The sequence below is a fragment of the Methanococcus voltae PS genome (genome assembly GCF_024807035.1).
Lineage (GTDB): Archaea > AGJL01 > Methanococci > Methanococcales > Methanococcaceae > Methanococcus > Methanococcus voltae.
Window position 1 is genome coordinate 50,940 of sequence record NZ_JANUCQ010000002.1, and the last position, 24,121, is coordinate 75,060.

The following is a 24,121-nucleotide window of genomic DNA, read 5'->3' on the forward strand; positions in this document are numbered from 1 at the left end:
ATTAAATGTTTATATATTTTATGAAAAAAGTTAAAAAAATAATATTACATATTTGTTAGTTTGTATGATAATTATTGCCGGTAAAAATTAGAAATGAGGTATTAATTAATAATAGTATAATTAATACCGGCCGGCCGTTATTAATTCTTATCTATATCATATAATCTATACTAATAATTACTACCGGTAGAAAAGCCAATCATGTAGATTAACTTTTATTCAATAAATTAATCTATTTTACTTAAATGGTTAAACAATCCATAACAATATTATATTTTATTAGATAATGGTGTATTAAATATTATATTTTAACTATGTTTTATTATAGTTTTTACCGGCATAAATGCAATGTAAAACCATTAATACAAAAAGCAAAAAGTATTATTTTATAATATCCAATAATAAAAAAGTAATACATATAAAGTATAATATATAAAAAATAGTAAAAATTATTTTTGAAATTTAACATTGCCACCAATATTTCCAGTATTTACAAATCCAGAATTATCATTAATTGTATTGTTACTTTGCATATTGTTTTTATTATTTCCCGAATCTTCTAAATCTTCATTTTTATCTTCAAGAATTCTTTTTAATTCTTTTAATTTAAATTGTATATCTCTTTCAATATCTTTATTCAATATATTCATTATATCCAATATTAATTTTAAATTTTCGCCCTTTATAGATAATTTGTAATACGATTTAGGCAATGAATTATCTTCAACTTCTTCTTTTCTATTTATTACAATCTCAGATTTTGCTAATTCAGCTAATAATCTACTCAAATTTCTGCGGTCTACATTTAAAATTTCTCCGATTTGACCGACATACAATTCCCCATTTTCATCCAAACAATAAATTATTTCCTTAACATGTTTTTTTGAGATTATTTTTAACATATCCATAATACAACCCTTGTTTTTACTACTTAAAGTTTAGATGTCCTGTTATTTTAAACATTATTATATTATTTTATGATATTGTAATTATATATGATAGTGTAATTTTTAGAAAATTATATATAATAGATTAATTAAATATGATAGTGTAAATAAATAAACTAACATAAATATAAAAATAAAAGGTGAAATTTGTGAAAGTAGTTCACGAATACGAGGGGGTTGTAAAACCATTAGGAAACTCAGGTCGAGTTCAACCTGCAATACCTGGAAAATTAATTGGTAAACGGGTTATTGTAAAGGTTTTAGATGAAGAAACAATGAAAGATACGGAAGAGAACGATGAATCTAAAAATAAAAAATATAAAACAGAGCGTAAAAAAATAGGGGATAAAAAATAAAAAAATCGTGAAAATTGAGGGAGTAAAATGGAAAATGAAACAGTAATCTGTAAACGATGCAATCAAACTGTTTTAAAGAAAAATGCTTTATGCGATTCGGAGGGTAATTATTACGGTAAAACTTGCTGGAGTAAAAGAAATAAACCTTTAAAACGAGGTAAAAATGCAAAAGGAATTTATGCTTATTCGAAAGAAGAAAAGCAAAAGACACTTGAAAAATTTGAAAATTAAAAATAATGCTTAGGTGGTTCAATGAAAAGACCAAACTGGGTAATTATTGCAGAAATCTATAGTACTGAGTACGGTAAAACTTCGGAAAAAGATTGCAAACAGATGGTGATGCAAGAATATAAAAGACAAGTAGCAGGTTTAAACGAGCTTATGGGTTGGGTAGAAGTGGATATGTACAAAGTTACCATGAACTGGTTAAAGGAACTAAATTTATATGAAAAATATGTTTTGAAAGAAAATTAAAAATTAAAAGAGTGAGAAAATGAAAACTAATATTGATTACATTAAAGTGCAAAATGCTTTAAAACTTTTAGGACTGGATAAAACAGATAATCCACAACTTTCAAACTTTAAATGGGTTAAATTAAATAATTACATGGCTTTGAGGTTTGATATGAATACCGTGGAAGGTAGAGAGTTTAAAAACTTTTTAACTTCGATGTATGTTTTAAAAAATGAGTATGAAGATGAACTTGAAGAGATGTATCAATCTTCTAAAAACTATGAAGAAAATACTAGAACAAAATATCAAATTTGTAATGCTCCATTAGACCAAGTAAATGCAGTTTTAAATCTAGTCAGGGCTACAAATAATAAACATAATTCTATAATTTTTATCCAATCCAAGGATACACCACTAATGATACAAAATAATAGTTTTTTAATCATCGTATCAAATATGACATTAGAATACTGTATAAAATGGTTTAAAGACGTTCAATTATTGAAATAACTTTTTAAGGTGGGGGGAACTATGGAAGCTGTTGAATACTACATAATGCAAGGAGAAAATGGAGAAGAATACGATTCACATAGAGCACATTGGGAATCGGTTAATCATGAAAATAAAGAGTTTAACAAATTATTTACTGAGCATAAGGAAGCACTTGAACAGTTCTATAAAACACAGTATGGGAAGAAAGTTTTATTGAAAAAAGTTAAAAAAGAGGAGTATAACGCTTTTAGCTTTAGAAAAGATAAGTTTGTTATCGATAATGCGATTGAAGATATAAAAACTTTAATCGGGCGAGTAAATGACTCAGTTTTATTTGTAGACGTTTTTACAGATGAAGCTAAAGTCTATATGTCTTGTCCAGAGGTTCAATTCTGTCAAACGATTCCTTTTGAAACCTTAAAAGGTTTCCACTTTTGTTGTAAACGATTAAATGAAGAGTTTGATGCTGAAATAATGTTTAAAGATTAGAGGGGGTTTTAATGCGTAAATATTTTTACACAAGAAATAAAATCGATTCAAGGGATGTAAGGTATTTCTTACATAAAATAGAGGAATTAAAAGAAATAAATCCCGAATATTTAGTTCAAGCAGTTAAATATGAAAAAAAGCACAAAGTTTCTATAACGTTATCTGAAAGAGAAGCTAAAATCGTTGAAAAATATGGAAAAGCCACCGACATATTGATTAATTATTTGCAAGAGGCAGAGCTACATGAAGGATACCAATATTAATGATTTACTAATGATTAAAGAGAAGCGGAAGAAAAAGGAAAAAGTTGGAAGAAGTACACAAATGGAAGACTGGGTGGATAGATACATTGAAGAACGGGAATTCGACGGAATTAAACAAAATACTATTAAAAATGACATTACACGATTGAGAGTTTATTTGAGATTTTGCTTTGAAACACATCACACAAAACCTGAAGACATGATCACTGAAGATTTTGTTAAATTCTTCAACTATCTTGAAAAAGAACGTGAAACTTCAAGAAATACGCAAAACAGGTATTTTAACTTTTTAAAAGTTTTTCACAGAGTTTTTAAACTTAAAAACTTTAAAGAGTTTGAAATAGATTCACAGGATCGAAAGAGATTTGGTAAGATTGAAGTAAAACATTATGATGCAATGACTCTTGATATTTTAAATTCGATAATTGAAAAGATTATTCAGCAAAACTCTAGAACTAAAATAAGGGATATTACAATGTTAAGGTTGCTTTGGGATACGGGTTGTAGACATTCAGAAATATTAAATTTAACCTATGGAGATTGCGATCTTAAAAAAGGTGAATTTCTACTTAGAAATACTAAAGGGGGTAAAGAAAGAAAGGTAGTTTGTAGTTATGAAACTTTAAAGCTGTTGAATTATTATGTGAAACATAATCTTTACAATACCCCCAATAGTCCTTTATTTCAGAATGATAAAAGTGAAAGGGTAAATAATACATGGCTTGGAAAAGCTTTTAGGGAAGCTGTTGAGGAATTAAAGAAAGATGGGGAAATTCCTCAAAATAAAAGAATTGTAATTCATTCTATTCGACACGGTAGGGCAGTTGATATGTTGAATAAAGGTGTTGGTATAGACATTGTAAAAGAGTATCTTGGCCATAGATCAATTGAAACTACTTTGTTTTATAGTCATTCTAAAGAGAGAACAGAGGGTATGCTGAAAGATTTAAAAGATTTGTTATAACTAACCATATCCATGAAAGGATTTTATGAACGAAGTGAATAAAATGGTTTCGCTGAAAGATTTAAAAGATTTGTTATGGGGGGATAATCATGAATCCATATGTTGTTTTAAAAATAATTAAAAAGGTAGCATCTTACTACGAAGAAGTTACTGTTCACGATAATGGGGATGAATTAATAATCTGTAAAAAGAATAAAGGGGGTGAGGAGTTTGGCAACTCAGGAAGAAATATTGCAGTTAATTATAGATAATGGTGGAGTTATCAGTACTGCAGAGCTAAACAAACTAGAGGGTTATAAAAGCAATAATCAACGTTTACAACAATTGATTAAGAAAAAAATAATATCTAAAGTAAAAGGACCCAATAAATCAATGATTTACTTTTTAATAGACTTGGAATATATTAATAAAGAAACAAAAGAAGCTAACTTTATAGTTTTAAACCTAAATGAAGATTTAAGCAACTATAAAAAACTTTTAAAGTTCTTTGAATTAAAAGCAGATAGTAAAGCTGTAAAGAAAATAAAATCAGTTTTATAAGGTGGTTCCAATGGTTAATACTTGGAACGGACAAATAAAACCTGGAAGACCACCAAAACATAAACATGCGACACGTTTTGAAGTTCGATGTGACTTAAAAGATAGAAAACTCTTAGAAAAATATTCATCAATTTATAAAGTTTCAATGTCTGAATTCGTAGTTAGATCTATTAAATCCAAAGTAGCTAATCAATACTTTGATAATGAAAAAAATCAAAAAATAATAAAATATTTAAAGCGAGCAGTGATATCAATGGTTGATAAATTGAATGATATAAAGCAACGGTTGGAAGAAAAAGAACAAGAATTAAACACGTTAAGTGATGAGAATGATTTAAATGTTGAAAAGGTAATCGTCTTACAGAGGTATATCAAACTTCAACGGTATTCTACATCCGAAGAATTCAATAACTTCATAAATAACAATAAAGAATTACTTGTTAATTTAGATGTATTATCAAGTAAAGAACATAGTATGCTTGTAAATCTTGAAAATAATAAGATAAAAGAAGCTCAAGAAGAACATAATAAATGGATAGTAATCTATTCAAAATGGGTAAATGAATCAATAGTTCAGTTAGAAGAATTAAATGAAAAAGAAAAAACTGAAGGGTTATCCGAACAAGAAAATATTCTTAAAAAGATACAGGTTGATATAATAGCAACATATGGAACTTCTGAGCAAATTAAGAAATATGTTTGCTAACTTTACTTTTTTAACTTTTATCCATAAGACTAAAATGTATTTTTATTTTATAGATATATTGTCCCATGTGCGATATTAATCTATTTTTTTTATACGTAGGACCACCCTATTTTACGAGGTCCTGCGCCCGAAAACGTAGGACCACATATATCGAAGGACTTCGATATATTGAAAATTCCCGAAATAGGACCCTAGTCCTGCAACCTGTCAATCAACTTTACAGGTCCTTACTAAGCTATGCCCATTATAGCCCTAACGGCGGATAGTTTACTTGGTGCCTTTTTGAGATTTTCTTTAAAAACTCTTTAAATTAAAAAATAAGTTCAATAAGCCCGTAGATGGATTTTAAAAAAATAAGCGTATAACGTACTTTAATAAAGCTATAAAACTATAAAATAACTACTTTTTTATAATAGATAAATTAAATAAAACAGATTTTAAAACTAAGCTTAAATAAAACTTCAATAAAAGAATACGCGGAGACCGCGATTTGAACGCGGGTTGAGCAGAGCTCAACGGGATTAGCAGAATATTAAAAAATGGGGAAATCGTAATATATAATCATATTCATAGTTATTATTACTTCTCCCAAAGAAGAATTTATTATTGTATGAAGGACTTACCTAGTGATTACACATACGTAATTATGTCTATTTTACTATTTTATATTGTCCTTTCATATACGATATTTTAAATAATATCTGGTGATTAGATGAAATTAAAAATATGTCCATTATGTGATGAAGTTTTTATAGATTATGGTCAAAGGGATTATTATGCAGCAGGCAAATTTCCCGTGATATATGATTCAGGATGTGGAACTTTGCTAAATGATGCAATTATGAACAATGCTCAATGTAGTTCTTTAAATACTGTTAAAAGTAAAGCAGGTACGCTTGCTAAGAAATATAAATTATCCGAAAGTAAGAAAAAACTATTTTTTAACGAAATAAAGAAAGTTAAACAAAAACATCCTCAATATCTTGATTATAAAGTCATAGAAATTGCCATCAATAAAGTTGCAGAGGGTTGTTATGATTACGGAACAAGTATCAAAGAATAGGGAGTTAAATGAAGAATTAGCAACCAAAGTACTATTTTTAAAAGAATTTATTATTTCTACAAAATTATCCAATAACTTAAAATTAAAATCTTATTCTGAAGTTATTGCAATTATTGCAAATATATTTTTTGAACTGAAGGAAGATATTCCTAAAACTAATAATAATATAAAATTAATGTCTTATTTTGAAAAATATTATTCTTCATGGTCTAAAAATATGAATGATTACTTTATTTTAATTGAATATCAAATTGGTGCATCTTCGTTTGTTGAAATTGTACCATATATTGAAAAAAGTAAAAGAATCACGGAATTACAAACAAGGTCACAAAAGAAAATTCACATATCTTGCGAATATACTGTACCAAATCCTAAATTATTAATTATGTTTTCAGAGCTATTATATGATACCGCTAAAGAAATCGGACTTATAAAGATTTCCCGTAAGTTAGTAGTACCAGCTCACTTTGAGGTGGAATAATGGCCGATTTAGATATGGTTGCAAACAACACTGTTTTTTTAATACTTCAATATTCTAGGGGTAATGATATCGAACTAAATATTAAAGCTCTCGAATTGGCAATTACAAGTTTATTGTACATTGTTCAAGAAAAAAAGAAGCGATTAAAAACAGAATACTCTGAATATTATATGCGATTAATGAATACGTCTGATGAACTTTACCAATTACACAATAAAATTGATAAAATAAATTTATCTACCAATTTTGATTTATATCATCGCTATCGTTCAGGTCAGGAAGTTCTTGGAACTGAAGATTATAAACTTTATAAAATAAAAATTAATAAATTAAATAAAATTAATAATCGATTATATTTTTTATTACTAAATATTGCTGATGAAGTTGCTTTTGAAAAACAATCATTTTTGGATGAACATTAAATTTATTTTTTCTTTTTTAAAAAAAACAAATCATCCAAGCAACTTTTTGCAATAATTTTTTTCGCATTTTCATAAACCCATTATATATATGTATACCCCTTCCCCCTCGGGGTATTTCACTTTTGTTCACTTTTTGAAATTCTTGGAGGTATTTCTTATGAATCTAAAAAGAGCATTCTTTGGAAATGGTCGAGACGTAGCTCGAAAAAATGGTTGGGAATTAACTGAAAAATCATTAGAACGTAGCTATGCAGATGGTGGTAAAGAGTGTTTAATCACTGGACCGCCTGGGACTGGTAAATCAACATTAATGTTAAGATTTGCTATGCAACTAATGAATAATGAATATGTAATATGGAGAGGTAGAGACACAGAATCATATCATTATATAGAAAATTGGGAAGAAAAGGTTTTAATTCATCATCATATCAATGATGAAGTGGATATTTTTAAAATTACCGAAGATTCACGGGTTAAATCCGATTTAAGAAAAAAATCTTACAAAGATATTAAACATTTAGTATCTAATTTTGAAAAAGGCGTTTTAAATGTCGTATACACACCTACAACTTATAAGGTGTCTCCAAAATTAATTGAAACTATCGAATCAACCAATACTCTTATATTTTCCGATAAAGAAAAAAATACTAAAAATAATAACTTATTTTGGTTTGAATTCTTTGATTATTATCTTACTTTGGATTATGCAAAATGGACGAGCATATTTATAGATGAAGCGGACGATTTATTCCCTGCTACATTTAAAGGTATTGCATATAGGATATTAGAGCGATTTACCACCAATTTTAAAGACTATAGAAAATCTTGGATATCTCTTTATTGCGGAGTCCACAACTCTTTTGACTTAGATTATCACATTGTAGGTAAATTTCAATATTATATATATTTAAAAGCTGCTTCTGTTCCGAATTCCCGTGATATAGATAAATCAGTTATTAAAAGATTGAAAAAAGGAGAGTATCTTATTGAAAATGGTAATTTTGGATTTCAAAGCTTTAAAAAATTAAAAGTAAGGGATTATTTGATACGTGCAAGTATAAAAACTATTAAACATCCTGAAGAAGAACAAGAAGAATCTAAAATACCCATTTCTTCAAATCATGGCTTTAAAGACAAAGTTATTGCAAAATACTATCAAGATAAAGATAGTACTCAATGTTTAGCCTATTTACAGCAAATATATGCCAATAACGAAATAACAAAACGTTATTACTATAAATTAATACGGGAATTCTTTGAATTTTTAAAAAAGGAGTATGATATAGATACTTCATTAAAAGAACTTCACACTTGTTATGAAAATAAATTAATTACTACAAAATATATGTTAAATTTAAAAACTAAAATACTTGTAAATTAGTTCACAAATGTTCAAAAAAGTACGCATTAAACAGTATTTTATATTACAACAAGAATACTTCTTATTATATAATAATATAAAATAATTAATAATTATCAAAAAAAAATAAAGGGGTAAAAAAATGTTAGGTAAGCTTCAAAAATTAGAAGAAGAAGGAAATTTAAGTTATAAACAAATTGCAGAATATGCAAAACTTATCGCAACTGCTAAGTGTGACGGTTGGGTTCAATCTCAAGTCAATGCAATTGCAGGCGTTATTATAATGCTTTTCATCGTGATTGGTATTTTGGGACAAATCTCACCAATTATGATGCAAATGATAAACAGTACTTCACCATTGTATGGTGCAGCAACAATGTTAACCAATTTAACAGGAAGTACATTTAACTTACTTGTAATTATTCCAATGGTATTAGGTGCAGGTATTTTGCTTCAATCTCTTGGTTTCTTCGGCGGTGGAAGACAACAAGGCGGTGGGATGTAAAAAATCATATTTTAAAAATATACCATCTCAATTCTTTTTTTTTAACTATTTTTCACAAAATTAATCAATTAATCTTATAGGTGGTTTGATGGATTTTATAACTGCTGAATTTTTGACAATTATTATATTATTAATCATATCTTATTTTAACTTAGATTGTGCAAAGTATCAGATATTAGCTTTGTTTACATCTTGCAGTAGTTTAATACTAAGTTATATGTTAATGTCTTCTAATTTGTGGTATGTTGATACCATTGCTATAATTTTGGGCTTTTTATCATTAATTGCTGTAATATGTAATTTCTTAATGCTTTTAGAAGATATTAAAATGGACCGACTTAAAAAGAGGCGAGTATAATGCAATACAAGGAAGAATTATCGCCTGAAGAATTACATAGGCTAATAATTATGAAATATCAAAATCAAGAAGAAAATGACGAACCTGAAGAATATTATGAAGAAGAACCTACCGAAGATGAAAATCGACATGAATACTATGATGACTTTTTTGAAGGCAATGAACAACCAATTCAACAAACACCAATTTCTCAAAATGTAAAAAATGATGTTTTAGATATTATTTCACGAAGCACGTCGGAAGAGGATTTGCTTTTGAGTGTAGGTGCAACATTAGGTAATATTTCAGAATGGGAAAAAGAGATTATCATTGCTGAAACTAAATTAAAACGGTATATTCATAAAAATGTAGGTTTACCATCTTGTGCAATTAGTTCAAAATCTGTATTATATGAATCTGAACGAGAAAATTACTTAAGAATACATTTAAGCGATTCAATCGGTGCAAAATTACAAAATAACGTATTTAGGAATTATAACATTGCTAAATATGAAGTAGATGATGAAGAACCTACACCAAACAGGTCATTTATTAATAGAATATTCAAAAAATAAAGGTGATTAAATGGATTTAGTATCATTGGGATTGTATGGTGGGATAACTTGTATAACATTATATTTTGCTTGGTTTTGGTTAAAATATAGGTCTTTTGTGCCTGCTCAACTAAAAACAATCGTTTCAGCTTTTACAAAGCGTATGAGAAACCCAAATATAGTTATTGTAGAACATATTAGTGAAGATATGATATGTTTGGGTAATAGAGATACTGCAGGCGTTGAAGTAATGATTGCAGGAAAAAGAACACATATTTTAAACTCAAATTTAAAATGGTACAGACGATTTGGGATGCCCTGTGTAAAAATAACACTAAATTCAGGTATTGCAAATGACTCCGAAACCTCAAGACAGTTGAAAATATTAGATGATATGCTTGGAAGAGCTAAATTTAACACATTCATGGGCATGTTAAAAGAATACTTTGAATTATCTTCAAGGGAATACAAAACAGACCCGGAACAAAAAAGAATGGATTATTTATATCAAAAAATAAACGAAGTTAAAAATCGTTATAGTCATTATGTAGATTTTGGAATAGTTGAAAATAGTTCACAGAATGCCTTAGAACCTTTTGTAGCTCAATCACCGATTTTAGAATTTGAAAAGCTTAAAAAACTATGTAATGAATCAGAATTTAATTATTATATTAGTATATTTTCAGAATATGCGATAATATTAAATCAACCAAATACTCAAAAAGATAAAATCAAATTAAAATTAAAGGAATTTGTAAACTCTAAGGCTTATAATCAGCTAATAGATAGAGCCAATAATAATGAACTTCTTTTTAATAAATTAAATAAAATTAAAAGTAATTTAGATTACAATGAAATTAGAGAATTAAGACTAAATGACTTAAAAAAACAATTACTTTCTTTTAAATCAAGATTTCCAACAATTAACTTTGCTATTTTAGAAAATCAAGTTGCGGGCGATACTGTTTCATTCTGGACTCCTGTAGATTATGGAGCTGTTGAACAATATGCAATGGGCGTAAGCTCCCAAGCCATAGATGCAAATGTTGACCACATTGTAAGCTTAAAAAACTGCAATAGTAACCAGTTGATAAATGGGACTACATTACAGCTTATTTTAATACTTGCGATTATCGGAATTATTGCAATATCTGTTTTAAGTTCAGGTTCTGACCCGACTGCGATTGCATCACAAGTAATGCAACAGATGAACGGTGTAAATACTCAAAATGTAGCTAATGCAACTCAAACAGTTGTACAAAATACTACAATTTTAAAACCATAATCTTTTTTCTTTTTAATTTATTATCAAACGGTGATTACTTGGCACGAACTAAAAAAGGTAAATCTAATGAAGAATATATTCCAGATAAAGAAGATAAAAAGAAACTATTAAGGATATTTCACAGTATGTCTGTAGATAATCAACACAAGGATTTGCTAACCACTAAAAGGGTTATTAAAAAAGGAAATAGAAAACAGCTTGATGAATGGAAAAATAATCCGAAAGCGTATGATATTAGGGGGGTCGATACACAACCGCCCGAACTAATGAATAAAAGATTATTTTATACGCATGAATATGTTGGTAAACCAAAACTTAAAGCAATGCCTGAGCCTGAAAAAGATAAACTTGGAGCGTTTAGGGCCAAACGAGGAATTCGTAATCCTGGTATTGTATATATTAACAAAGATATTAATAATAAGGTAGAATTTGAAAAAACTTTTGCTCATGAATTAGGGCATGCGTATGATAGGAATGTAAAATCAGATTATGAAGAAGACGGGAATTACAAGTTTGGAGAAATAGGGTATAAACACCTAAAAAAAAGAAAAAAGTTAAGAAACGAAGTAATTAATATAACTAAAAAAATATCTCCATATACTCAACAAAATAATCCGAAAGCGGAAATTAGGGTAAAAGAAAAACTGTATAGAACTAAAAATAAAGAAATGTTTGCAGATTGGTTCAGTGCATTATTAATTGATAAAAATAAAGTTAAAAAAGGTAAATCTTTTTATAATATGTTTAAAAATCAAGAAAAAGATTTTATTAAAGGATTAAAGGAAGTGGATAAAGAAGTTACGAGTAAATATATTAAAACCCCCTCAAAAGTTAAATCAAAAGGTAAAAATAGTAAAAATAAGAGAAATAAAACTAAGAAAAAATGAGGGATATTATGGATGAGGAAAAAGGAAAGTATCTAAAAAAACTTAAAGACTTATTTGTTGAAGAATCTATTGAAGAGTTTGAAAAAGCTTTCCAAGATGAAAATGTACGCACTTCCCTAGACCCAACCTGTACTATTGAATATGATATAGATACGGGAGTTAAAGAAGATGATATTCTTGAAGAAGATGGAAAGATATACAAAGTTTATTATGCGTTGGGTAAAATAGATAAAGTACTTAAAAAAGGCTTTAAATTAAATGAATACGGGAGTGAAATATCGTATAACCCAATTACTAAAAAATACATTGTTTGTTGTAAGGAAGATAATGAGTGCATAGAGTACGATCGTATATCTGGATTACTAAGACCTGGTCGTTAATATTATTTTAGTATCAAAAATGAGGGATATTTTATGAATGAGGAAGAAAAAATATTTAGAGAAGAACTTAGGAAACATATGGGGGAGAAAATATCTATTGAAGACTATGAAGAAATTTTTCAAGATGAAAATCTTCGTACCACGGATGATCCAATCTGTACTATCGAATATGATGTAGATACGGGAGTTAAAGAAGATAATATTCTTGAAGAAGATGGAAAGAAATACAAAGTTTACCGTGCATTGGGTAAAGTAGATAAAGTACTTAAAAAAGGTTTTAAATTAAATGGGTATGGGGGAGAAATATCCTACGACCAAAATACAAAAAAATACATTGTTTATTGGGAAGAAGATAATGAATGGATAGAATGTGACCGTATATCTGGACTATTAAGACCCTGTCCATCCGGAATACTAAGAACTGGTCGTTAATATTATTTTAGTCTCAAAAATGAGGGATATTTTATGAATGAGGAAGAAAAAATATTTAGAGAAGAACTTAGGAAACGTATGGTAACCAAGGAAGAACTTGAAAAAGAGATTGGTATGACCCTGGAAGAACTTGAAAGTTTGGAAGGTACTCGTACTTCTAAAGACCCAACCTGTACTATCGAATATGATATAGATACGGGAGTTAAAGAAGATGATATTCTTGAAGAAGATGGAAAAATATACAAAGTTTATTATGCGTTGGGTAAAATAGATAAAGTACTTAAAAAAGGCTTTAAATTAAATGAATACGGGAGTGAAATATCCTACGACCAAAATACAAAAAAATACATTGTTTGTTATAAGGAAGATAATGAGTGCATAGAATATGACCGTATATCTGATTTATTAGTACCTTATTAGTATTATAAACTGGTCGTTAATATTATTTTTAAATAATTTACTATTTTATTTTAAATACATTTATTATCTTTTTAGGTGTAAATATGATTAATTTCATTTTATACATTTTATTATTTTTTAATATTATTTTAATGTCTTATTGTGATTTAAAAAATAATTATGTATATCTTATTCAATTATTAATTAATTTTATATTATCTATTGCAATATCTTGGAATTCTAATTTTATAGAATTGGGTTTGATTACTTTTTTACATTCATTGATATTATGCTTTGTTTTATCTCAATTCATGGGAAAAGGCGACTATTTTTATTTTATATCTATTTCTTTTATATTTAATCCATTAGCGTTTTATATAATATTAATTACTTCCTTGGTTTCTACTTTATTTGTATTTCTAATTGAAGAGCGTAAAGGCTTCCCTTTTATCCCTATTGTATGTATTTACACGATAATGCTATTACCTGTAGCCACAATGTTTTAAAATGGTGAAAAAATGAGTGACGGAAAATATATAGTTATTGCAAAGGGTTTGATAACCTATGCAGTAATGCTTATAGCGTGGGGTTATATGACTTATATCGTTGGAATGGTCGATAATATCATAACTCCTATGACTGCAAACGTTCCGCAGATGATGACCTGGCACGGAACGTATATTATGATGTGGAACGCTTTCCCTATCGAATTAGCAGTAATTATTTTAATTTATATGTATAAAAAAGGAAATTCAAACGAATATGAGAATAATTATCCAAGAGGATGGTAATATGAAACTAAAAATTTTACTATTTTTAACGATAATTTTATTTTCAATTTCGTTCTGTAATGCAGAACAGTGTTATTATCATTATGATTCAGATAATCAACTTTTAACTTTTAAAGTTCCAGAAATTCCTGCAAATGGTGAAGTTACTTATTATGTTAATGAAGATGTAAATTCGGCTAACTATAGTAATCCAAATGAGGTTTATGACTTCTACTGCGATGCTTCTACTTATAACCCAAACGATTGGACAATTGTAGGAGCTACTGTTTCTGTTGTGAACGATAGGGTACAATTAGCGGTGACCGATTCGGCAGATACATACGATGACGGATATATGTATTATAACAGGGATATTAACAGTCTTAGCACCGTGAAAATGTACGGACAACTTAGAAATGGGGGTCAATTTGCATTAGGAAACTATCTTATGGGAGGTACTGACGTTGCTTCTAATTCACGTTTCCAATCGGGTGTAGCTACGTATTTTTACACTTATAATGATGCACCAGACGCATATAATATAATAGCAGATGATAATGACCATTACCATGAAATTACGATGACTCCTAGCTATAGTATATATACATTAGATTCTGAAAAGAAAACAAGAGAAAAAACATCTACAATGACTGATGAAAAATTATTCTATCGTAATTTCCGAACTGGAACTCAATCGTTCAAATGGATGGGCTTACAAAAATACAATGAAAATATTGTAATCTCAAAAAGTTTAGAAAATGGAAAATTAAAAGTTACTATTAAAAATAATAACAATTACAACGTTGCAAACTATCAAATAGATTGTAAAATTACAGAATTAAATCCAACAATAAATAGTTTTAATATACCTAATCAGTATATTGAAACGGATGAAGGATTACAAATTCAAAAAGATAAAGAAGTTATTAATTTAGGGGATTCAGTACAATTTTCGGTAATTTCCAATTATGATATAGATAGTTATACTTGGGATTTTGGAGATGGAACGACCGAATCAACCACTACTAACATTATAGCACATACGTATGCTAAATCGGGTGATTATACCGTAGTATGTAAAGCTATTTTAACCAACGGTGATGTAAAATATAATAAAATAGATTTTATAGTAGGTACAAAAATATCAAATGCCGAAATTAAATTTTTAGATGAATTAACAGGGGGAACTCCAAGTAATTTATCGATAAACGGTGTTTTATTTACTAACAATAATTATTTAGTAAATATATCAAACAATACAAATTATAATGTAACTTACCCAGAATATTCAACAATAACTTTTACATCTTCAGATGGATTAATACGGCAAGTTGAAACAACCAATTTATCAAGTTATGAAATATTATTACCGCCTGCAAATACTTATGTTGTACAATATAATATTATATCATATTCTGATGATAAAATAGAAGTTAAAACAACTGATTTAAAAACAATAAATGTAGGTAATAAAGATGTTGTAGCTCACTTAATAAAAGGTAAGACATATAATATTTTTGTAAATGGTAATTTTTATAAACAAATAATTGCAAAAGACCCTGATACAATATATATTAATCAAAATGCAAACCAAGAAATTGGAAGTATTTTTGATAATAAATTATCTGAAAGAATTGAGTACAATATTCAACCAAACGGGCAGTACGGGCAGTATTTAGTTGTTTTATCAAATAAAGATAAAGCAATAGGTAAAGTTATTGTAGTTACTGAAAAAAATACTGATACATACATTACATATAATGAAATAAACAGCACTTTCGCATTAACTCGGGGATATAACGAATTAGATGCTTCAATATATCGTTGTGAAGAAAATTCTGAAATTTTATATGATATATTTGTAAATCAAAATTATCAAAATTATGATGTAACAAACTATACTAAATTTCAAATATTAACTAAAAAAATCTATTTTGAATCTTATGAACCGCCTTATTTTACATTTACTTTTTATTTAGTTCTATGCTTTTTGATATCTGCAATATTATTTGTAATTTTATCAGCTTCAAGTGGTAATTTGCATTTATCTTTATTGGTATCATCGGTTATATTTGCAGTAGTTCAGGATATATTTCATATTGGAGCTATTGGTAAAATATCGAGCGGTTTATTCTTATCTATTGCTATATTAGCGTGGGTATGGACAGTTTTTAAAAGGGGTGCAGAAAATGGCTAAAACACAAGTTTGGAACATTATGGTTTTTATTTTATCTTTGAATATTGCTATTGCATTACTCCCTTCAGTATGTGATTACTTCGAAATTCCCATAATTTCTTCAAATATTCCAACTGGAACGGGTGTAATGAGCTTAGGAGCTCTTTCAACGCCTTCCACTATTGGAGATATGGGTTTTGGTAATTGGTTCTTTGGTGCAACCATCTTGTCATCTTTATTCAATATAATATCTGGAAATTATATGGTTTGGAAATCTTTCGGAATACCATATCCATTTTCAGAATTATTTTCATTAGTTTGTGGAACTGTAACGTGGAGTACGATGTTCTATGTAATCACTGGTAAAGATATTTTTGGAGGGAGATAATGGTAAATACAAGTGTAGTATCATTGGATTTTGAAATATTATCAAATCCAAATATTTTTGAAACTTTAAAATATTTATTAGCTCTTTATCCTGAAACGGTTTCTATTATTTTATTGGGTGCAAATATTGCGATTTATTTATCTTCAAATAAAAATACGATGATTGTATTTGTCTCCGAATTAATTATGATAACTTTTATAAGTTTTTTTATAGGTCTTGATGTCATATTCTCAAAATCAATTTCTACAACGGTTTTCATCGTTAATGGTGTTTTTACACTGATGATGTTAACTGAAACAATAAAAGAGATGCAAAAACCATAAATGAGGTGAAATTATGGCAATATCTTCACGTTCAAATCGTCCTAAAGTAAGAAGAGTAACAAGCAGTAAATCAAGCAGTAAATCAAGCGGTGGAAGTAGTAAAAAGAGTTCAAGTTCAAAATCTTCAAATAATAAAAGTAAATCAAGTTCCCCAAGTGCAATAAAAAGTGGGGAAACTCATTACGATGATAAGGGAAACGCTTATCGTAAAGAAAAAGGTGGAGGGTTTAAAAAAGAAGGGGATAGTTCAGGAAATAGGTACCATAACGTGCCAAATTCCGCAAATGATAAAAAGACTAACACAAATAGCAATAATAAACTCAATACACAAAATAAACAAGAGATAGCTAAACCTGATAATTATTATTCAAAAGGTTATGATAAGTACATTGGTAAAGATAAGAGTAAATTAAGCCCCTACATTAAAAATCATTGTGGTTATAAGTATGACGAATCGGGTCGAGTAACTGCAATATACGACCATTCAGGCAATCAATTAAGTAAACGAAGTATTGCAACTAAAAGCGATAGTTCAGTATATAATAAAGTAGGAAATGTAAATAATTATTCAAGAAGTGAATTAAATGACGGGAAAGTAACCATTATCGATAGAAACACAAATTCAAGAATAACATATAATAAAAACGATATAGTTGTTAAAGATGGAAATATATTAGTTAGAAAAAGTGCAGTTCAACAAAAAGATCCTGATGAAATTCATTATGGGCGAGTGTATTATAACGATGGACATGGTAGTTATAACGCAAAACCTCCAAAGAAAACCAATAAACAAGCTGAAAGAAATACATATGATATTAATAAAGTTGAAATTCATTCTGGTTCTGATTATGAAGTAGTTTATGATAAAAAAGGGAATTTGATAGGAGTTTACAATAAAGATAGTATTAAAAGATATAAAACTAATGGGGGAACTACTCGGATAATTTTAGATAAAAATGAAGTTTATTTAAAAGAAAATAAAATTAATTTCATTGATAAAAATGGAAATCAACAAGTTGTTAATATTACTAAAAATACAGATAATTCATTTAATATTAATCAAGTTCAAAAGAATGTAATTTCAATAACTGAGTTAGGAGTATCTAAAAAGAAATTAGATAATGGTAAAACTGTTTTATACAGTATTAATAACGACGGAGAAATTGATTTTTTAAAAACTGTTGATACAACTAAAATAAAAAATGGAAATATAAATATTAATGATTTAAAAGATTTAACTTCAAATGAAAAAGTTATTTTAAAAAATAAAGGGATAACGTATAATATACAAGGTAGCGATACACCCGACACTTTTCAAATATCTTGTGACGTTGCAAAGTATGCTAATCCACCTAAGTTTTTACAAACTGAAGAATATAAACCTGAAGTTGATACTTTAGATTATTATAAAGAGAATATTGGTGTCAATTGGGCCGTAAATGAAATATCTAAGTTGGGCGATAAAGCAGGAGCTAAAGCAACAATATATACAACATTACCAATGATTATAGGGGATAACCCAGTAATTACTCAGGCCACCACAGCTATGGGACATTTTGACAACGATATTACAAAAAATCCATTATATGAAACTGAACCTATAATATTTGGAAGAAAAGTAACAAGTAATGTAATGGGTGGTATTTCTGATTTCTTCGGGTCAGGATGTACTGTAGTAGGGGTAGAAGCTACAAAGGGTTTAGTTGGCGATAAAACTTTTGGAAAAGTATCAAATGAATTTGCAACATATACCGTTGATGGGTTATATCACGGCACGGTTACGCCCTATGGTAATGCTATGCAAGGGGACTTTTCAACCAAAAATGTTGCAGATATGATGAATTTACCTTTAATGGTTGTTGGTGCAAGAGGTGGTATAAAATCGGGTGCATCCTTAGGTAAAACAGTGGCTAAAAAGGGAAGCAAAGCATTGAAGAATCCAAAAGCTACTTTAAAAACGGGTAAAAATTATATTAAAAATGAATATAATGGTATTATTGATTTTAAAAATACTATAAAAAGTGACTCGTTTAATATAAAAACTAATAATTTTGAGATAACTAAAACTACTTATCCAAAGATACAAAACTGGGAAGTTAACGTAAATATTGGAAAAGCAGATGCTTTTTTTGATTTCACTAAAACAGATATTGCTAAAAACATTAATACAAAATTATCTTATGGAGATAAGTCCATATCTAACAGATATTTAAATAATCCAAGATACGGTAAAGTTTCAGAAACTACTACTAAAAAGGGTAGCAATTCAAAAAGAACTTCAACACACAATATGGTTGACGGTGGAACACTTGATATATTGGAAAAAAATACTAAAAATAGCAAATATGGAAAATATAAATTAGATAATGATATGAATACAGTACACAATGAATATTTCAACATATTTGATAACGAAAATAGTTTTAGTGCTACAAGGAATTCATATTATAATAAATATACTAAAAAATGGCACGATGTTAAAAAAATCGATGGTAGCACAGACTATGGAAGAACTAACTTTTTTGGAGAATATGGTATAGGGAGTAAAGGAACGAAATATAAAAAAGGAGTTACTGCTAAAGATTTAAACAATCGAGAATATTCTAACATCTATACTGCAGAATCTCAAAATTTAATGGGTTTAAATGAAATAAAGAATATTGAACCGCTTTCTGAAATTAAAAGCTATAAAGATAATTTTATAGTTAGTGATAAACCGCTTTCTGAAATCAAAATAAATGAAATGTCCGACAATACATTTTTTAAGAGTAATACTCTTACTGAAAGAGAAACTGGTACTGGTCATCGTTCTATATCATTACAAAAGACTAAAAACTTAAAAGAAAATGGTAAATTTAGCAGGTCGACACATGAAATAAAAGTAAATGATAATTATATGATAGATTATGTCGGTGGTGAAGCCATCAATATTATGGAATTTCAGGAAAGATTTGGTTTAAAAGGAAAAGGTCCAAAAGTACCGAGTAAATATAAAACAAATCCCTCCAAAAGCAAAAGAAAAAATTTGAGAGATAAAACAGATTTTTCTATCTTTGATGATATAGAAGCTTCTAAAAAAGGAAATAGTAAAGTAGTTAGTAAAAATAGTAGAAAAACGACTAAAAAAGGAAATAATAAGAAAAAATCAAGTACAAAAACTTCAAAGCAAGATGTAACTACGAATAAAGCAGGAACTAAAAATCAGAATAATAATAATAATAAGAATCAGAATAATAATAAGAATCAGAATAATAATAAGAATCAGAATAATAATAAGAATCAGAATAATAATAAGAATCAGAATAAAGTTGGAATATTTACAGAAAATAATTTAAAAACTAATTCAGAAACTGGCACTCTCACAAATAATCCATTTAAGCAAGATATTACAAATAATTTAAAAGTAGGGGAAATTCTAGGTACAAAAACCATATCATTGCAAAAAACAAAAAGTAAACAAAAGAGTTTATTATTTTCAGGTTTTGGAGCTACTGAGTTGACAGCACCTTACCCCACAATCCCAGAACCTGAACCACCTAAACCAATCCCCCCAAGACCTAAGCCAAAAAAAGTTAAAAAAGGGAAGAAAAGAAAAGGAAGCGATTCACCAATGGGAAATAATTTATTTTGGGGAAATACAAAGAAAAACTCTAAAAAATGGGAGTTTGATTTAAAAGACATATTATAATTAATTAACTTTTTTTAATATCTTATTTTAAAACAGTTTAAGGTGAAACTATGGAAATAGTTCAGATTATAACTTTTATTGTAATTGGAAGCATTACAAGCACTTTATTTTTATTTTATTAATTTATTATCAAACGGTGATTACTTGGCACGAACTAAAAAAACTAAATCTAATGAAGAATATACTCCGAATAAAGAAGATAAAAAGAAATTATTAAGGATATTTCACAGTATGCCCCGAGATGTACAACATAAAGATTTACTAACCACTAAAAGAGTTATTAAAAAAGGAAATAAAAAACAGCTTGATGAATGGAAAAATAATCCGAAAGCATATGATATTAGGGGAATAGATACACAACCTGAGGAGTTATTAAAAAGAAGATTAGATTATGTTACAAACTATGCAGGTAATCCAAAAATAGATATACAGGAACATAAAGGGATAGAAGGTGAATATGAATATTACCCCGGCGGTGGTAAAAGTAAAAAAGTACCAAAACAAGGTATAATTAGAATAAATAATAAAGGAAGGAGTGAAAAAGAAGTTGACATACTGCTTAGCCATGAATTGGGTCATGCGTTCCATAGAAACGTTAAAGGTAATTTAGATGAAGATTACTATAATTTTAAAAAGATGCAACCCAACCCGCATAATAAAAAACAATTATATAATGAAATATTAGCAATAGATAATAGAATAGTACCATATAATAAGAAAAAAGATAAAGATTTTACACAATATCGTAACCAAGATAAAGAATTATTTGCAAACTTTTTTAGAGGGTTACTAACAAATAAAAATACTATAAAGAAAGGAAAGTCTTTTTACAATATATTTAAAAATGAAAATAAAGATTTTATGAATGGTTTAAAAGGTGTGGATAAAGAAGTTTTAAAGAAATATACTAAGGAGCCACTCAAAAAGAAGAGAAAAACTAAATCAAAAAAGAAAAAGTGATATTATGAAGAAAAAACCAGTTAGTAGCTCTAATTATAGACACGAATTTAGTATTGATTATAAAATACAAACTAACGTAAAAGAAGATAGGATTAAAATATCTAATGGAAAAAAGTACAGGGTATATTCCAGGGTGAGTAAAATAGAGAAGGTACTTAAAAAAGGTTTTAAATTATATATTGGAGTATTTAGAGTATCTTATAATAAAGAAAGTGGAAAATACGAATTATACGATACGGAAGAGAAAAATATATACAAGGAATTAGATGATATCGAAGAGTATTGGAGAATGTTCCAAATAATGTAATAATAGGGGAAATATAAAAAATGAGGGATATTTTATGGATGAGGAAAAAGTAGAATATGACACGAGAAAGTTTTTAGAAGAACTTAAAAAGGATCCTGGTGAAGATGTAGTGAAAGACGTAAAAGAAAAAGAAAGTTGCGAAGTCACATGGAAATTTGGACAAAAGTATGTTGAAATAAGTTACAAAGACCCTCTGGACCACTATAAAGATATACCCTATCCTCCAAAATGTTATATTGAATATGAAGTAAAAACTGGCGTAAAAGAAAATTATACTATGATAGAAAGCGGAAAAAAGTATAAAGTATATAGTTCATTGCCAAAGATAAGACGAGTATTGAAAAAGGGTTTTATATTAAAGATGCCCGTGGGAAAAATAAAATATAACTCAAATAGTGAAGAATATGAGGTAGGAAATAGTAAAGATGAGATATATATGAGACAAGACAGTATTTATAAAATTTGGCATTTGGATTAAAAATAGATATACTGGAAAATAAGGGATTTTATGAAGAAAAAACCATTTAGTAGCTCCAATTATAGGCACGAATTTAGTATTGATTATAAAATACAAACTAACGTAAAAGAAGACAGGATTGAAATATCTGATGGAAAAAAGTACCGAGTATATTCCAGGGTGAGTAAAATAGAGAAGGTACTTAAAAAAGGTTTTAAATTAGAAGCAGAACCTTTGATATTATCATACAATAAAGAAACTGGAAAATATGAATTATATAATACCGAATACAAAGAAGTAGTTGAACAGATGGATAGATTAATAGAATACTGGGAAAATCGACCAATAATGTAATGGGAGAAATACTACTAAGAAAAAATGAGGGATTTTATGGATGAGGAAAAAAGAAAATGTATAAAAAAACTTAAAGATTTATTTATTGAAGAATCAGATGCAGAATTTAAAAAAAAATATGGGATGACTCGTGATGAGTTTGAAAAGTTGGAAAGTACTGAAATACGTTATTGAATAAAATATTTTATACATTTATTTTTCAATTATATTAAAATTTATTATAATTTTTTTAGTACCAATAACGACCGTTATTGGGAATATTTTTATTTTATAAATTATTGTTATTTTTTGTTAAAATATTGGTTCCAAAACTCGTACCAAAATCAAAGTATTTTTAGTAAATAATTTTATGAGTTTTGGGAATCTTTTTTATTTTATTATTTTTATTATAATATTATTGGTGATATTATGATTATTGGTTATGCAAGAGTATCAACCAAGGAACAGAATATTGAAAAGTATATTGAGGAACTTAAAAAAGCAGGTTGTGAAAAAATCTACTTTGAAAAGATTTCAGGGGCTAAATCACAACGTCCAGAGTTTCAAAAGATGATGGAAACTATTCGGAAGAATGATATTGTTGTAGTTTCAGATTTAACTCGTTTATCTCGCAGTATGAAAGATTTAATAAATACTATGGAATTATTTAAATCTAAGGGCGTTCAATTAAAAAGTATAAAAGAAAGCTGGATTAATACAACAACTGCACAGGGTGAGTTAATGTTTAATATTTTTTCCGCTTTGGCAGAATTTGAACGTAAATTAATAAAAGAAAGAACTAAAAACGGTTTAGATATTGCACGTTCACGGGGTCGAGTTGGTGGTCGTCCCAAAGTTGATAATAATAAGTTAGAAATGGCTATTAAATTATATAATTCTGGTGAATGTACATTAAAAGAAATAAAAGAGATTACTGGAATTAGTAAGACTACTTTGTATAGATATTTGGAAAAATAATAAAAAGAAAGATACATTTTAGTTATATAAAGGGTCCTACAATAGACCTTAAAATGATGACAATTATAGCCAATAACCAAAAAATATAAACTACCAATGAAATTGCAAATATAATAATACCTTCAATAGAAAATAGTATTAAAAATATATAAATCAAATATTTAACAATTGTATGTCTTTTTGATGCAAAATTGTAAAGACCTTCTATGTTAGATGTATAACGCTTAATAACGCCATAAGTAAACCCTTTATCAAATTTATTAGGTTCTTCAGTCATATTAAAACCTCTTTTTAAACTTATAATAATTAATTTTAATATCCTAAATATATAATATTTTGTATATAATTGTGTTAAAAAGATGTAATTATATATAGTCATATACCGTATTAATAGATAACTATATATACTATAAGTTACATAGTAT

General features: G+C 27.8%; 35 protein-coding genes. 33 read left to right on the forward strand and 2 right to left on the reverse strand.

What is annotated here, in order from left to right; all coding sequences use genetic code 11:
- Window positions 1-449: 449 nt before the first annotated feature.
- Window positions 450-908, reverse strand: a complete 459-nt coding sequence (locus M2325_RS03365) for a MarR family transcriptional regulator (RefSeq protein WP_259051090.1) — start codon at window positions 906-908, stop codon at window positions 450-452.
- Between the two features lie 188 nt (window positions 909-1,096).
- Here M2325_RS03365 and M2325_RS03370 point away from each other — a divergent pair, with 188 nt between their 5' ends.
- From M2325_RS03370 to M2325_RS03530, 33 genes are all read left to right on the forward strand, one after another.
- Entirely contained in the window at window positions 1,097-1,303 is a 207-nt protein-coding gene (locus M2325_RS03370; RefSeq protein ID WP_259051099.1) for a DUF2080 family transposase-associated protein, read from the forward strand.
- A 27-nt stretch (window positions 1,304-1,330) separates the two neighbouring features.
- The gene (locus M2325_RS03375; RefSeq protein WP_259051101.1) at window positions 1,331-1,534 is read left to right on the forward strand and encodes a hypothetical protein; all 204 of its coding nucleotides are present in this window, start codon (window positions 1,331-1,333) and stop codon (window positions 1,532-1,534) included.
- 21 nt (window positions 1,535-1,555) lie between these two features.
- Entirely contained in the window at window positions 1,556-1,777 is a 222-nt protein-coding gene (locus M2325_RS03380) for a hypothetical protein (protein ID WP_259051103.1), read from the forward strand.
- A 19-nt stretch (window positions 1,778-1,796) separates the two neighbouring features.
- On the forward strand, window positions 1,797-2,267 hold the full coding sequence (locus tag M2325_RS03385) for a hypothetical protein (RefSeq protein ID WP_259051105.1): 471 nt from the start codon (window positions 1,797-1,799) through the stop codon (window positions 2,265-2,267).
- Window positions 2,268-2,288: 21 nt separating this feature from the next.
- The gene (locus tag M2325_RS03390; RefSeq protein WP_259051107.1) at window positions 2,289-2,738 is read left to right on the forward strand and encodes a hypothetical protein; all 450 of its coding nucleotides are present in this window, start codon (window positions 2,289-2,291) and stop codon (window positions 2,736-2,738) included.
- Window positions 2,739-2,749: 11 nt separating this feature from the next.
- Window positions 2,750-3,001: a DUF2540 domain-containing protein gene (locus M2325_RS03395; RefSeq protein WP_209732546.1), complete on the forward strand. Its 252-nt coding sequence runs from the start codon at window positions 2,750-2,752 to the stop codon at window positions 2,999-3,001.
- Complete coding sequence (locus tag M2325_RS03400) at window positions 2,982-3,965, forward strand: tyrosine-type recombinase/integrase (protein ID WP_259051108.1); 984 nt, start codon at window positions 2,982-2,984, stop codon at window positions 3,963-3,965. Before M2325_RS03395 ends, M2325_RS03400 begins: the two co-directional genes overlap by 20 nt.
- An 89-nt stretch (window positions 3,966-4,054) precedes the next feature.
- On the forward strand, window positions 4,055-4,216 hold the full coding sequence (locus tag M2325_RS03405) for a hypothetical protein (protein ID WP_259051112.1): 162 nt from the start codon (window positions 4,055-4,057) through the stop codon (window positions 4,214-4,216).
- Complete coding sequence (locus M2325_RS03410; protein WP_259051119.1) at window positions 4,176-4,505, forward strand: hypothetical protein; 330 nt, start codon at window positions 4,176-4,178, stop codon at window positions 4,503-4,505. The genes M2325_RS03405 and M2325_RS03410 overlap by 41 nt, the downstream gene beginning before the upstream one ends.
- Window positions 4,506-4,515: 10 nt before the next feature.
- Window positions 4,516-5,211, forward strand: coding sequence for a hypothetical protein (locus tag M2325_RS03415; protein ID WP_259051121.1), 696 nt, complete (start codon window positions 4,516-4,518; stop codon window positions 5,209-5,211).
- Window positions 5,212-5,923: 712 nt separating this feature from the next.
- Window positions 5,924-6,274, forward strand: coding sequence for a hypothetical protein (locus M2325_RS03420; protein WP_259051129.1), 351 nt, complete (start codon window positions 5,924-5,926; stop codon window positions 6,272-6,274).
- Window positions 6,246-6,755, forward strand: coding sequence for a hypothetical protein (locus M2325_RS03425; RefSeq protein WP_259051131.1), 510 nt, complete (start codon window positions 6,246-6,248; stop codon window positions 6,753-6,755). Before M2325_RS03420 ends, M2325_RS03425 begins: the two co-directional genes overlap by 29 nt.
- Window positions 6,755-7,177 (forward strand): hypothetical protein, encoded by a 423-nt coding sequence (locus tag M2325_RS03430; RefSeq protein ID WP_209631947.1) that lies wholly within the window; start codon window positions 6,755-6,757, stop codon window positions 7,175-7,177. The genes M2325_RS03425 and M2325_RS03430 overlap by 1 nt, the downstream gene beginning before the upstream one ends.
- Window positions 7,178-7,334: 157 nt before the next feature.
- A complete protein-coding gene (locus M2325_RS03435) occupies window positions 7,335-8,558 on the forward strand; it encodes an ATP-binding protein (protein ID WP_259051133.1) in 1,224 nt (407 codons plus the stop codon).
- A gap of 121 nt (window positions 8,559-8,679) precedes the next feature.
- Complete coding sequence (locus tag M2325_RS03440) at window positions 8,680-9,042, forward strand: hypothetical protein (RefSeq protein WP_259051135.1); 363 nt, start codon at window positions 8,680-8,682, stop codon at window positions 9,040-9,042.
- A gap of 88 nt (window positions 9,043-9,130) precedes the next feature.
- The gene (locus M2325_RS03445; RefSeq protein WP_259051137.1) at window positions 9,131-9,400 is read left to right on the forward strand and encodes a hypothetical protein; all 270 of its coding nucleotides are present in this window, start codon (window positions 9,131-9,133) and stop codon (window positions 9,398-9,400) included.
- Window positions 9,400-9,954, forward strand: a complete 555-nt coding sequence (locus tag M2325_RS03450) for a hypothetical protein (protein WP_259051139.1) — start codon at window positions 9,400-9,402, stop codon at window positions 9,952-9,954. The genes M2325_RS03445 and M2325_RS03450 overlap by 1 nt, the downstream gene beginning before the upstream one ends.
- A gap of 10 nt (window positions 9,955-9,964) precedes the next feature.
- Entirely contained in the window at window positions 9,965-11,218 is a 1,254-nt protein-coding gene (locus M2325_RS03455) for a hypothetical protein (RefSeq protein ID WP_259051148.1), read from the forward strand.
- Window positions 11,219-11,256: 38 nt separating this feature from the next.
- Window positions 11,257-12,105 carry a hypothetical protein gene (locus M2325_RS03460; RefSeq protein WP_259051150.1) on the forward strand — a complete coding sequence of 283 codons (849 nt, stop codon included), beginning with the start codon at window positions 11,257-11,259 and terminating at the stop codon, window positions 12,103-12,105.
- An 8-nt stretch (window positions 12,106-12,113) separates the two neighbouring features.
- Window positions 12,114-12,485 (forward strand): hypothetical protein, encoded by a 372-nt coding sequence (locus tag M2325_RS03465; RefSeq protein WP_259051158.1) that lies wholly within the window; start codon window positions 12,114-12,116, stop codon window positions 12,483-12,485.
- Window positions 12,486-12,518: 33 nt separating this feature from the next.
- Window positions 12,519-12,917 (forward strand): hypothetical protein, encoded by a 399-nt coding sequence (locus tag M2325_RS03470; RefSeq protein ID WP_259051164.1) that lies wholly within the window; start codon window positions 12,519-12,521, stop codon window positions 12,915-12,917.
- Between the two features lie 33 nt (window positions 12,918-12,950).
- A complete protein-coding gene (locus M2325_RS03475; RefSeq protein ID WP_209631938.1) occupies window positions 12,951-13,337 on the forward strand; it encodes a hypothetical protein in 387 nt (128 codons plus the stop codon).
- Window positions 13,338-13,834: 497 nt separating this feature from the next.
- A complete protein-coding gene (locus tag M2325_RS03480) occupies window positions 13,835-14,107 on the forward strand; it encodes a hypothetical protein (RefSeq protein ID WP_013179876.1) in 273 nt (90 codons plus the stop codon).
- Window position 14,108: 1 nt separating this feature from the next.
- Window positions 14,109-16,283 carry a PKD domain-containing protein gene (locus M2325_RS03485; RefSeq protein WP_259051166.1) on the forward strand — a complete coding sequence of 725 codons (2,175 nt, stop codon included), beginning with the start codon at window positions 14,109-14,111 and terminating at the stop codon, window positions 16,281-16,283.
- Window positions 16,276-16,650: a hypothetical protein gene (locus M2325_RS03490; RefSeq protein WP_013179874.1), complete on the forward strand. Its 375-nt coding sequence runs from the start codon at window positions 16,276-16,278 to the stop codon at window positions 16,648-16,650. Before M2325_RS03485 ends, M2325_RS03490 begins: the two co-directional genes overlap by 8 nt.
- Entirely contained in the window at window positions 16,650-16,973 is a 324-nt protein-coding gene (locus M2325_RS03495; RefSeq protein ID WP_013179873.1) for a hypothetical protein, read from the forward strand. Before M2325_RS03490 ends, M2325_RS03495 begins: the two co-directional genes overlap by 1 nt.
- A 13-nt stretch (window positions 16,974-16,986) precedes the next feature.
- The gene (locus M2325_RS03500) at window positions 16,987-20,661 is read left to right on the forward strand and encodes a hypothetical protein (protein ID WP_259051175.1); all 3,675 of its coding nucleotides are present in this window, start codon (window positions 16,987-16,989) and stop codon (window positions 20,659-20,661) included.
- Window positions 20,662-20,805: 144 nt separating this feature from the next.
- Window positions 20,806-21,621 carry a hypothetical protein gene (locus tag M2325_RS03505; RefSeq protein ID WP_259051177.1) on the forward strand — a complete coding sequence of 272 codons (816 nt, stop codon included), beginning with the start codon at window positions 20,806-20,808 and terminating at the stop codon, window positions 21,619-21,621.
- Window positions 21,622-21,625: 4 nt separating this feature from the next.
- Window positions 21,626-21,928 carry a hypothetical protein gene (locus tag M2325_RS03510; protein WP_209631934.1) on the forward strand — a complete coding sequence of 101 codons (303 nt, stop codon included), beginning with the start codon at window positions 21,626-21,628 and terminating at the stop codon, window positions 21,926-21,928.
- Window positions 21,929-21,962: 34 nt separating this feature from the next.
- Entirely contained in the window at window positions 21,963-22,406 is a 444-nt protein-coding gene (locus M2325_RS03515; RefSeq protein ID WP_259051179.1) for a hypothetical protein, read from the forward strand.
- 30 nt (window positions 22,407-22,436) lie between these two features.
- The gene (locus M2325_RS03520; RefSeq protein ID WP_259051181.1) at window positions 22,437-22,739 is read left to right on the forward strand and encodes a hypothetical protein; all 303 of its coding nucleotides are present in this window, start codon (window positions 22,437-22,439) and stop codon (window positions 22,737-22,739) included.
- 36 nt (window positions 22,740-22,775) lie between these two features.
- Window positions 22,776-22,913, forward strand: a complete 138-nt coding sequence (locus M2325_RS03525) for a hypothetical protein (protein WP_013179870.1) — start codon at window positions 22,776-22,778, stop codon at window positions 22,911-22,913.
- Window positions 22,914-23,147: 234 nt separating this feature from the next.
- Window positions 23,148-23,696 (forward strand): recombinase family protein, encoded by a 549-nt coding sequence (locus M2325_RS03530; protein ID WP_259051183.1) that lies wholly within the window; start codon window positions 23,148-23,150, stop codon window positions 23,694-23,696.
- 22 nt (window positions 23,697-23,718) lie between these two features.
- Here M2325_RS03530 and M2325_RS03535 read toward each other — a convergent pair whose 3' ends face one another.
- Entirely contained in the window at window positions 23,719-23,973 is a 255-nt protein-coding gene (locus M2325_RS03535) for a hypothetical protein (protein WP_259051185.1), read from the reverse strand.
- Window positions 23,974-24,121: the final 148 nt, after the last annotated feature.